A 10,081-nucleotide genomic window follows, 5' to 3' on the forward strand; every position below is an offset into this window, starting at 1 on the left:
GCCGGTGGGGGTGGTGGGTGGGGGCCGTGGTGGTGGGGGTGGTGTGGTGGCGGATGCGGGGGCGGTGTTCGGGGGGTCGCCGGGGGTGGACGCGTTCGAGGTGTTGCGGTCGGTGCCGGCGCGGATCGATCTGTCGCCGGGGTTGCCGGATCTGTCGGCGTTTCCGCGGGCGGCGTGGTTGCGGGCGGAGCGTGCGGTGCTGGGGGAGGTGTCGGCGGCGCGGTTGGGTTATGGCGATCCGCGGGGTGAGGTGGAGTTGCGGCGTGCGGTGGCGGGGTGGTTGGCGCGGTTCCGGGGGGTGCGGGTGGGTGCGGAGGAGGTGGTGGTGGTCGCGGGGGTGACGCAGGCGTTGGCGTTGTTCGCGCAGGTGTTGGGGGCGGAGGGGGTGCGGGCGGTGGGGGTGGAGGACCCGGGGTCGTTGGGGGCGCGGCGGCATTTGGCGGGGTGGGGGATGGCGACGCCGCCGGTGCCGGTGGATGGTGCGGGGGTGCGGGTGGATGCGTTGCGGGAGGTGGGGGTGTCGGCGGTGGTGGTGACGCCGGCGCATCAGTTCCCGTCGGGGGTGGTGTTGGGGGGTGGTCGGCGTCGGGAGTTGATGCGGTGGGCGGAGGAGGGTGGGGTGGTGTTCGAGGACGACTATGACGCGGAGCATCGGTATGACCGGGCGCCGGTGCCGGCGGTGCGGTCGATGTTGGCGGATCGGGTGTGGTACTCGGGGTCGGTGTCGAAGGTGTTGGCGCCGGCGTTGCGGGTGGGGTGGGTGGTGGTGCCGGAGCGGTGGCGGGAGGCGGTGGTGGGGGCGAAGCGGTTGGCGGATCTGGGGAATGCGGTGGTGCCGCAGTTGGTGGTGGCGCGGTTGTTGGAGTCGGGGGTGGTGGAGCGGCAGTTGCGGGTGGTGCGGGGGCGGCATCGTCGGCGGCGGGATGCGGTGGTGGGGGCGTTGCGGGAGGTGGTGCCGGGTGCGGTGGTGCATGGTGCGGCGGCGGGGTTGCACGTGATGGTGACGTGGGAGGGGGGTGGGGGGTGGTCGGATGTGGATGTGGCGGTGGCGGCGTTGGAGCGGGGGGTGCGGGTGCATCCGTTGTCGTGGCATGCGCAGCGTCCGGGGCCGCCGGGGTTGGTGGTGGGGTATGGGGCGAGTCCGGTGTCGGAGTTGGTGGAGGGTGCGCGGGTGGTGGGGGAGGCGTTGGTGTCGGTGCGGGGGCGTGGTGGGGGTCGACGGTGAGGGCGGGTCGGGGGCGTTCTTCGGGGTCGGTCTGGGCGGTAGGGGGCGGGGGTGCGGTGGTCGCGGCAGCGCCGCCCCGACCGGTGTGTCGTGGTCGGGGCGGCGCTGTGGGGCGGGTGGGGCCGGTTCCGGCGGGTGGTCGGGTGTTACGTCAGGTGGCGGGTGAAGAACCGGTCGGCGGCGTCGCCGGCGTGTTCGGGGACGCCGGTGTGGCCGCCGGTGTTGGCGTTGAGAGTCTTGTCGGTGGAGCCGAAGGCGTCGAAGAGGTCGAGGGCGTGTCGGCGGTCGTTTCCTTCGTCGTCCCATTGGAGGAGGACGTGGAGGGGGATGGTGACGTCGCGGGCCTCGGTGAGCATGGAGCGGGGGACGTAGCTGCCGGCGAAGAGGACGGCGGCGGTGATGCGGGGTTCGGTGGCGGCGAGGCGGAGGCCGATGGAGATGATGCCGCCGGAGTAGCCGACGGGGCCGCGGATGTGGGGTTGGGCGAGGAGGGTGTCGAGGGCGGTCCGCCATTCGGGGACGGCTTGTTCGACGAGGGGGAGGACGAGCCGGTCGACGGCGTCGTCGGTGGGGCGGCCGGTGGTGCGGAGTTGGCGTTGCAGGTCGGCGCGGGCCTGTTCGGTGGTGGGGGAGGGGGGTCGGTCGCCGGCGCCGGGGAGTTCGATGGTGGCGGCGGCGAAGCCGTGTGTGGTGGCGCGGCGGGCGCGGGCGGCGATGCGGGGGTACATGCGGTGGAGTCCGCCGGGGTGGCCGATGAGGATGAGCGGGGTCGGCGCGGGGGCGTTCGTGGGGGTCCAGAGGATGCCGGGGATGTCGCCGAGGGTGAATCGGCGTTCGAGGGCGCCGTCGAGGCGGTGTTCGGCGGTGTAGTGCATGGTCGTGCCTTTCGGGGGCCGTGCTGTGCGGCGCTCCCGGACGACCTAGCGTCCGACCGTGGCCTCGGAGGGGAGCACCCATGGCGTGGTGTTCACGGGTACCACCTCCTCGTCGTCGTGCACGGTCGTGCGGAACGGTAGCAGTGGCGGGTGGGGTGGGCCACCGGGTTTTCGCGGTCGCGGTCGGCCCGGGCCGGTGGGGTGGGGCCGGCCCGGGGTGGTGCTATCGGCGGGGTGCGGTCCGGGTGCGGATGCGGGCGGTGGTCCGGGCGATGGTGAGTGCGGTCCCGGTGGCGGCGAGGGTGAGGAGCAGGGCGGTGAAGGCGGGGAAGAGCCAGAAGACGTCGGCGGGGGTGTAGCTGTTGTCCTGGAGTGCGGGGGCGATGAGGAACAGGAAGGCCGCCGCCGCCGGGGCGATGCATTGGGGGAGGAGGCGCAGGGCGAATCTCCAGGTGGGGTGGTGGGTGCGGCGTGCGGCCCATCGGGGGGCGCGGCGGAGGCCGAGGGCGGCGAGGGCGGCGGTGGCGATGGTGGTGGCGCCGAGGGTGAGGTCGATGGCGGTGGCGGTGGGGGTGCCGGGGTCGGGGGTGCGGCCTTCGGTGAGGTCGATGATGCCGGAGCTGAGTTCGTAGGCGTTCTCGCGGGTGGGGGTGTAGCTGTTGAGGAGGACGGCGACGCCGTAGCCGCTGGTGGGGACGAGGTCGTGCTGGGCGTTGAAGCCGGTGACGATGCCGCTGTGGGAGACGCGGGCGGGGGTGACGTGGGGTGAGCTGTTGCGCCAGCCGAGTCCCGCGCGTTGGGCTCCGGGTTGGGGTGTGTGGGATTCCTCGATGAGGTCGGCGGACAGGAGGCGGTGGCCGTCGGGGGTGGTGCCGCCGCGTTGCTGCATGGCGAGCCAGGCGGCGAGGTCGTGGGCGGTGCTGACGATGGCGCCGGCTCCGCTGTTCATGGCGTGGGGGATGGGTGCGGGGAGGGCGTGGCCGTAGGCGGTGACGTGTCCGGTGGCGAGTCCGTCGACGGGGTCGTTCGTGGTGGTGGTGGCGAGGGTGTCGGCCATGCCCAGGGGGGTGAAGACGTCGGTGGTGAGGTGGTCGGTGAAGTCGTGGCCGGTGACGCGCTGCACGAGGAGTGCCGCGAGCCAGTAGTTGAGGTTGCTGTAGCGGTAGGTGGTGCCGGGTCGGGTTTCGAGGGGGAGGTCCTGGATGCCGGCGACGGCTTCTTCGAGGGTCTGGGCGGGGGCGACGATGGTGGGGTTGGGCAGCCCTGAGGTGTGGGAGAGGAGGTGGCGGACGGTGACGCCCTCGGGTGCGGTGTCGGGGAGGTAGTCGGCCGCGGGGGCGTCGAGGTCGATGCGGCCGTCGTCGGCGAGTCGGAGGACGGCGAAGGCGGTGAAGGGTTTGGAGAGGGAGCCGATGCGCAGGCGGGTGTGTTCGGTGATGGGGCGGCCGTGGGAGTCGTGGCCGTATCCGGCTTCGTGGACGGTTTCGCCGTCCTTGACCACGGCGACGGCGGCGCCGGGGAGGCCGTGGCGGTCGAGGTAGGCGGTGACGAACGCGTCGATCCGGGCCGGGTCGGGGCCGGTGTCGGTGCGGGCGTGGGCGGGGGGTGCGGTGGTGAGGAGGGCCGCCAGGGTGAGGAGGAGGCAGAGCAGGGGGGTCGGCGGTCGCATCGGGGGCTTTCGGTGTCGGAAGGGACGCGGCCGCGGGGGGCGGCTCGGGGTACGTCGTTGTCGGGCGTCACCGTCCCATGGGGGTGGGGCGGTGGGCATCGGGGTGGTCCCTGGTTCCGTGCCGGGTCCTGCCGTGGTGGGTTTCGGGGTGATCCCTGAGGGGCGGGGGCGTCATGGGGCCGGCGGGGGGTGGGCGCGGCCCCATGACGCCGGGGGTCAGGGGGTGGTGTAGGTGCGGAGGTGGGTGGCGGTGAGGGTGGTGGCGGTGGTGACGAGGTCGGTGGGGGTGCCTTCGAAGACGATGCGGCCGCCGTCGTGGCCGGCGCCGGGGCCGAGGTCGATGATCCAGTCGGCGTGGGCCATGACGGCCTGGTGGTGCTCGATGGCGATGACGGTGTTGCCGGTGTCGACGAGGTGGTCGAGGAGGGCGAGGAGTTGGTCGACGTCGGCGAGGTGGAGGCCGGTGGTGGGTTCGTCGAGGATGTAGATGGTGCCGGTGGTGGCCATGTTGATGGCGAGTTTGAGGCGTTGGCGTTCGCCGCCGGAGAGGGTGGTGAGGGGTTGGCCGAGGCCGAGGTAGCCGAGGCCGACGGCGGTGAGGCGGTCGAGGATGGTGTGGGCGGGGCCGGTGGGGAAGAAGTCGTGGGCTTCGGTGATGGTCATGGTGAGGACGTCGTGGATGTTCTTGCCGCGGAGGCGGTAGGCGAGGACGTCGGGGGTGAAGCGTTTGCCGTCGCAGTGGTCGCAGGTGGAGGCGACGTCGGCCATCATCGCGAGGTCGGTGTAGATGAGGCCGATGCCTTTGCAGGTGGGGCAGGCGCCGGTGGAGTTGGCGCTGAAGAGGCCGGGTTTGACGTTGTTGGCTTTGGCGAAGGCGGCGCGGATGGGGTCGAGGACGCCGGTGTAGGTGGCGGGGTTGCTGCGGCGTGAGCCGCGGATGGGGGTCTGGTCGGCGACGACGACGCCGTTGTGGTGGGCGAGGTTGTGGTGGATGAGGGTGCTTTTTCCGGAGCCGGCGATGCCGGTGACGGCGGTGAGGACGCCGAGGGGGATGTCGACGTCGATGTCGCGGAGGTTGTGCTGGTTCGCGCCGCGGATGGGGAGGTGGCCGCGGTGGGGGCGGGTGGGGGTGCGGAGGGTGGCGCGGTGGGTGAGGTGGCGGCCGGTGGGGGTGTCGGAGGTGTGGAGGCCGGCGAGGTCGCCGGCGTATTGGATGCGGCCGCCGTTGGTGCCGGCGCCGGGGCCGAGGTCGATGACGTGGTCGGCGATGGCGATGGTCTCGGGTTTGTGTTCGACGACGAGGACGGTGTTGCCCTTGTCGCGGAGTCGGAGGAGGAGGTGGTTCATGCGTTGGATGTCGTGGGGGTGGAGGCCGACGGTGGGTTCGTCGAAGACGTAGGTGACGTCGGTGAGGGGGGAGCCGAGGTGGCGGACCATGCGGACGCGTTGGGCTTCGCCGCCGGAGAGGGTGCCGGATTCGCGGTCGAGGCTGAGGTAGCCGAGGCCGATCTCGGTGAGGGAGTCGAGGGTGTGCAGGAGGGTGTCGAGGAGGGGTTTGACGGGGGGGTGGTCGATGTCGCGGAGGAGGCGGGCGAGGTCGTCGATCTGGAGGGCGGCGCAGTCGGTGATGCTGTGGCCGTTGATGTGTGAGGCGCGGGCGGCGGGGTTGAGGCGGGTGCCGTGGCAGTCGGGGCAGGTGGTGGTGGTGAGGGCGCGGTCGGCGAAGGCGCGCATTTGGGGGCGGAGGGTGTCGCGGTCTTTGGCGAGGTAGGCGCGGCGGATCTTGGTGAGGAGGCCTTCGTAGGTGGCGGTGGTGGTGCCGATCTTGACTTTGGTGGGGGGTTTGGTGAGGAGGTCGTCCCATTCGGCGGGGGTGTAGTCGGTGAGGGGTTTGTCGGGGTCGAAGAGGCCGGAGTGGGCGGTGTTCTGCCAGTACCAGGTGCCGACGGTGTAGCCGGGGGCGGTGATGGCGCCTTGGTTGAGGGTGAGGGTGCGGTCGAGGATGGCGTCGATGGCGATGTCGGTGGTGCGGCCGAGGCCTTCGCAGCGGGGGCACATGCCTTCGGTGCGGTTGAAGCTGTGGGCGGGGGGCGGGCCGGCGTTGGGGGTGCCGATGCGGCTGTAGAGGATGCGCAGGAGGGTGTGGGTGTCGGTGGCGGTGCCGACGGTGGAGCGGGGGTTGGCGCCCATGCGTTCCTGGTCGACGATGATCGCGGCGCTGAGGTTGTGGAGGGCGTCGACGTCGGGGCGGTTGAGGGGTGGCATGAAGGATTGGATGAAGGCGGTGTAGGTCTCGTTGATGAGGCGTTGGGATTCGGCGGCGATGGTGTCGAAGACGAGGGAGGATTTGCCGGATCCGGAGACGCCGGTGAAGACGGTGAGGCGGCGTTTGGGGATGTCGGCGTCGATGTCGCGGAGGTTGTTCTCGCGGGCGCCGCGGACCTGGATGTGGTCGTGGGCGTCGGCGGTGGTGAGGGCATGGGTGTGGCGGGGGTTTTGGGGGGTGGGGTGCATGTCTTCGAGTATTCCATTGATATGGGGGTTGAGGTTTTGACGTGAGTGCGGCCTTTCTGTGTGGGGTTTTCGGGGGTTATTCTTCAAGTCTCACGTAGTAGGCGGAGGTGGAGTCGTGGGTGGTGCGGGGTTGTTGCGGCCGGTGGATCTGGGGCGGATCGCGGGGGTGTCGGCGCAGCAGGTGCGCAATTACGTGGATGCGGGTGTGGTGCCGGAGCCGGTGTGGACGGCGGCGGGGCATCGGCGGTTCGGTGAGGGGCATGTGCGGGCGCTGGTGGCGTATCGGGGGTTGGCGGCGGGGTTCGGGTGGGATCGGGCGCGTGAGGTGATGCGGGCGGTGGGTGCGGGGGAGGTGGCGGGGGCGCTGGCGCTGGTCGATGGGGGGTATGCGGCGCTGCACGGGGAGCGGGTGGCGTTGGCGGCGGCGGGTGAGGCGTTGGCGGCGGTGGCGGGCCAGGAGGTGGAGGGGGCGCAGGGTCCGCGGGCGGGGTTGCGGATCGGTGAGGTGGCGGCGCGGTTGGGGGTGCGGACGTCGGCGCTGCGGTTGTGGGAGGCGGAGGGGTTGCTGGTGCCGGGGCGTGAGGCGGCGACGGGGTACCGGGTGTTCGGTGCGGCGGATGTGCGGGATGCGCGGATGGTGGCGTTGCTGCGGGGGAGCGGGTATCGGGTGGAGCAGATCCGTCCGGTGGTGGAGGGGTTGCGGCGGACGGGCAGCAGTGCGGAGTTGCGGGCGGCGATCGCGGCGCGGGAGGCGGAGGTGGGGCGGCGGTCGCGGTTGGCGGTGGCGGGGGTGGCGCGGTTGGACGCGTATCTGTCGTGGGTGGAGGGGGAGGGTGGTTCGGCGGCCCACCCCCTCACCTCGGGGTCAGCGTAGGCTAACCTAATTCCGCTGTCCGTCGGGGTCGGCCCGGCGGGCGGCGGATGCGTTAGTGCGTCGTCGTGCGACTGAGGAGTAGACCCCGTGAGCAGCACCATCCAGCGTTTCGCCGCGTCGGCGGCGCGCCGCCGTCCCCTCCCCTCCTGGCGCCGTGGGGGCGCCGTCGAGCGCGTGTCGCGCCGCAGTGTGCTGCTGGGTGCGGGCGGGGTCGCGGCGCTGGCGGCGGTGGGGTGCGGGCCGGCGCAGGAGGGGCCGGCCGCGGAGGGCCCGGCGCGCACGGTGGCGCACCGCTACGGGGAGACGGAGGTGTCGGGTTCGCCGTCGCGGGTGGTGACGGTGGGGCTGACCGAGCAGGACTACGTGCTGGCGCTGGGGGTGGCGCCGGTGGGGGTGCGTGAGTGGTTCGGCGGGCACGAGGGGGCGCTGTGGCCGTGGGCGCGTGAGGCGCTGGGCGGGGAGGCGGTGCCGGAGGTGCTGCCGGTGGACGCGCTGAACTACGAGCAGGTCGCGGCGTTGGAGCCGGATCTGATCCTGGGGGTGAATTCGGGGCTGACGCGGGAGGAGTACGACCTGCTGGCCGCGATCGCGCCGACGATCGCCCAGCCGGACGAGTACGCCGACTTCGGTGCGCCGTGGCAGGAGGTCATGCGCGTGGTGGGGGTGGCGCTGGGGCGTGAGGACGACGCCGAGGCGATCGTGGCCGACATCGAGGAGCGGTTCGAGCGGGTGCGGGCCGACCACCCGGAGTTCGCGGAGTCGACGGCGCTGCTGGCGTCCTCGATCGAGGGTGAGGCGTTCGCCTACGCCGAGGGGCCGGCGCCGGGGTTCCTGGTGCAGTTGGGGTTCGAGCTGCCCGAGGACGCGGCGGCGCTGTTCACCGACGCCAACCGGGCGCCGCAGCAGGTGAGCCTGGAGGAGGTGGAGGTGCTGCAGGCCGACGTGCTGCTGATGGGGGTGTACGGCGCGGATGGGTCGGGGGTGCTGGAGGAGGGGGTGTTCACGGCGTTGGACGTGAGCCGTGAGGGCCGGGTGCTGGCGATGCCGGAGATGAGCCGGTTGAACGGGGCGCTGTCGTTCGGGTCGGTGCTGAGCCTGCCGTATGCGTTGGAGGAGATGGAGCCGCGGCTGGTGGCGCTGCTGGACGGCGACCCGGAGACCGAGGCCGACCCGGTGGAGTAGCCGGCGGGTCGCCGCGGGGTGGTCGGGGGCGGGGTGCCGGTGCGCGGCGCCGCGCCCCCTTTTGCTGTCGTGTGCGGGTGGGGGTCAGGTGAGGAGGGGGGCGGTGGCGTCGCGCAGGGCGGCGGCGCTGCGGTCGAGGGCGGCCTGTTCGGCGGCGTCCAGGGGCGGGTGCAGGGTGCGCAGGACGCCGCGGGCGCCGACGACGGAGGGCAGCGACAGGGTGGTGCCGTAGTCGGGTTGGTGGGAGGCGACGCAGGTGATCCGGTGCTCGTCGCGGCCGATGGTGCGGGTGAGGTCGGCGACGGCGGCGGCGATGCCGAACCGGCTGGCGCCGATGTCGTCGATGATGTCGATGTTGGCGTGGCGGACGGCGGCGTCGACGCGGGTGCGCAGGTCGTCGGGGTCGTGTCCGGCGCGGTGGGCGGCGGCCGGGAGGGGGACGCCGCCGATGGCGGCGGTGGACCAGAGGGGGACCTGGGTGGTGCCGTGCTCGCCGATGACCTGGGCGTGGACGTCGGCGGCGGCGACGTCGAGGGCGGTGGCGAGGTGGGCGCGGAAGCGGAGGGTGTCGATGAGGGTGCCGGTGGACAGGACGCGGTCGTGGCCGAGGAGGTGGCGGGCGAGGTCGGCGAGGGGGTCGGGCGGGTCGGTGACGACGACGACGGTGGCGGTGGGGGCGGCGGTGGCGATGCGGGGGATGGCGTCGCGGTAGACGTCGGCGTTGCGGTCGAGGAGGCGGAGGCGCCCGGCGGGGTCGGTGCGGTCGGTGGCGCCGCCGGCGCGTTCGTTGGTTCCGGCGGTGACGATGACGACGTGGGCGCCGGCGAGGTCGTCGGGGTCGCCGGGCTGCAGGCGGGTGGGGGTGTGCAGGGCGGCGGCGTGGCCGAGGTCGCGGGCGGTGCCGCGGGCGCGGGCGTGGTCGGTGTCGACGAGGACGATGTGGCGGGCGGTGCCGCGGTGGACGAGGGCGGCGGCGATGGAGGATCCGACGGCGCCCACGCCCACGATTCCGACCTTCACGGTGTCTCCCCTGGCGTCGTGGTGGCGGTGTGGCCTGGGGGAATACTAGCGGTGACGTGCTGGTGGCGGTGGGTGTTCGCGCGGGTGGGTCGGTGGGGTCAGGGGGTGGAGGGGGGTGGGTAGGCGGCGGCGAAGAGGGCGGGCAGGCGGTGGATGTGGCGGGTGTAGCGGCCCTGGTCGTAGGGGGTGTGGGGGTCGTTGGCGAGGTGTTGGGAGATGGCGCCGCCGATGAGGATGGTGAGGAGGGCGAGGCCGTCGTCGGTCGCGGCGTCGGGGTGGAGTTCGCGGCGGTCGACGGCGGTGGTGGTGAGGGTGCGCCAGAGGTCGGCGAGTTGGAGGGCGGGGGCGTAGGCGGCGGGGGTGGGGGTGAAGCCGGGGACGGGGCGCCAGAAGAGGAGTTGGGCGAGGACGGGGTTGGCGGCGGCCCAGCGGCCGCAGGCGTCGAGGACGGGGGTGAAGCCGGGGAGTCCGGGGGGTGCGGTGGCGGCGGCGGTGCGGGCGGTGTCGAGGTAGCGCTGCTGGCCGGTGCGGAAGAGTTCGTCGTAGACGGCGGTGCGGGAGGGGAAGTACTTGTACAGGGAGGGGGGTTGGATGCCGAGGCGGCGGGCGACGGCGGAGAGGCTGAGGGCTGCGGCGCCGTCTTCGGCCATGACCTGCAGGGCGATGTCGAGGATCTCGGCCTGGGTCTGGGTGCGGCGGCGGGTGCGGCGGTCGGGGCGGGG

8 protein-coding genes are annotated in these 10,081 nt (G+C 73.0%); 3 read left to right on the forward strand and 5 right to left on the reverse strand.

The genetic code is table 11. From position 1 onward, the window contains the following. A partial coding sequence (locus NT8_RS21115; protein ID WP_157515918.1) for an aminotransferase-like domain-containing protein occupies positions 1-1,225 on the forward strand: 1,225 nt, incomplete at its 5' end. Between the two features lie 146 nt (positions 1,226-1,371). Here NT8_RS21115 and NT8_RS21120 read toward each other — a convergent pair. From NT8_RS21120 to NT8_RS21130, 3 genes are all read right to left on the reverse strand, one after another. Beyond that, on the reverse strand, positions 1,372-2,100 hold the full coding sequence (locus NT8_RS21120) for a dienelactone hydrolase family protein (protein ID WP_067972471.1): 729 nt from the start codon (positions 2,098-2,100) through the stop codon (positions 1,372-1,374). 223 nt (positions 2,101-2,323) lie between these two features. Continuing rightward, the gene (locus NT8_RS21125; protein ID WP_067972473.1) at positions 2,324-3,769 is read right to left on the reverse strand and encodes a serine hydrolase domain-containing protein; all 1,446 of its coding nucleotides are present in this window, start codon (positions 3,767-3,769) and stop codon (positions 2,324-2,326) included. Positions 3,770-3,985: 216 nt separating this feature from the next. Continuing rightward, positions 3,986-6,283, reverse strand: a complete 2,298-nt coding sequence (locus tag NT8_RS21130; protein ID WP_067972476.1) for an ATP-binding cassette domain-containing protein — start codon at positions 6,281-6,283, stop codon at positions 3,986-3,988. A 115-nt stretch (positions 6,284-6,398) separates the two neighbouring features. Between NT8_RS21130 and NT8_RS31345 the strand changes: the two genes are divergently transcribed. Beyond that, a complete protein-coding gene (locus tag NT8_RS31345) occupies positions 6,399-7,157 on the forward strand; it encodes a MerR family transcriptional regulator (protein WP_067972479.1) in 759 nt (252 codons plus the stop codon). Between the two features lie 87 nt (positions 7,158-7,244). Then, on the forward strand, positions 7,245-8,339 hold the full coding sequence (locus tag NT8_RS21140; RefSeq protein WP_245646263.1) for an ABC transporter substrate-binding protein: 1,095 nt from the start codon (positions 7,245-7,247) through the stop codon (positions 8,337-8,339). An 84-nt stretch (positions 8,340-8,423) separates the two neighbouring features. Here the strand turns inward: NT8_RS21140 and NT8_RS21145 are convergent, their stop codons facing one another. Then, positions 8,424-9,359 (reverse strand): lactate/malate family dehydrogenase, encoded by a 936-nt coding sequence (locus NT8_RS21145; protein WP_067972482.1) that lies wholly within the window; start codon positions 9,357-9,359, stop codon positions 8,424-8,426. 98 nt (positions 9,360-9,457) lie between these two features. Beyond that, positions 9,458-10,081, reverse strand: a 624-nt coding sequence (locus NT8_RS21150; RefSeq protein WP_067972484.1) for a TetR/AcrR family transcriptional regulator, incomplete at its 5' end; no start/stop codon positions are given.

The organism is Nocardiopsis trehalosi NBRC 14201 (genome assembly GCF_001552555.1).
Lineage (GTDB): Bacteria > Actinomycetota > Actinomycetes > Streptosporangiales > Streptosporangiaceae > Nocardiopsis_B > Nocardiopsis_B trehalosi.

Excerpts from the sequence above, each read along its gene's own strand:
- NT8_RS21120 (WP_067972471.1), bottom strand. The coding sequence starts at position 2,100 with ATGCACTACACCGCCGAACACCGCCTCGACGGCGCCCTCGAACGCCGA.
- NT8_RS21125 (WP_067972473.1), bottom strand. The coding sequence starts at position 3,769 with ATGCGACCGCCGACCCCCCTGCTCTGCCTCCTCCTCACCCTGGCGGCC.
- NT8_RS21130 (WP_067972476.1), bottom strand. The coding sequence starts at position 6,283 with ATGCACCCCACCCCCCAAAACCCCCGCCACACCCATGCCCTCACCACC.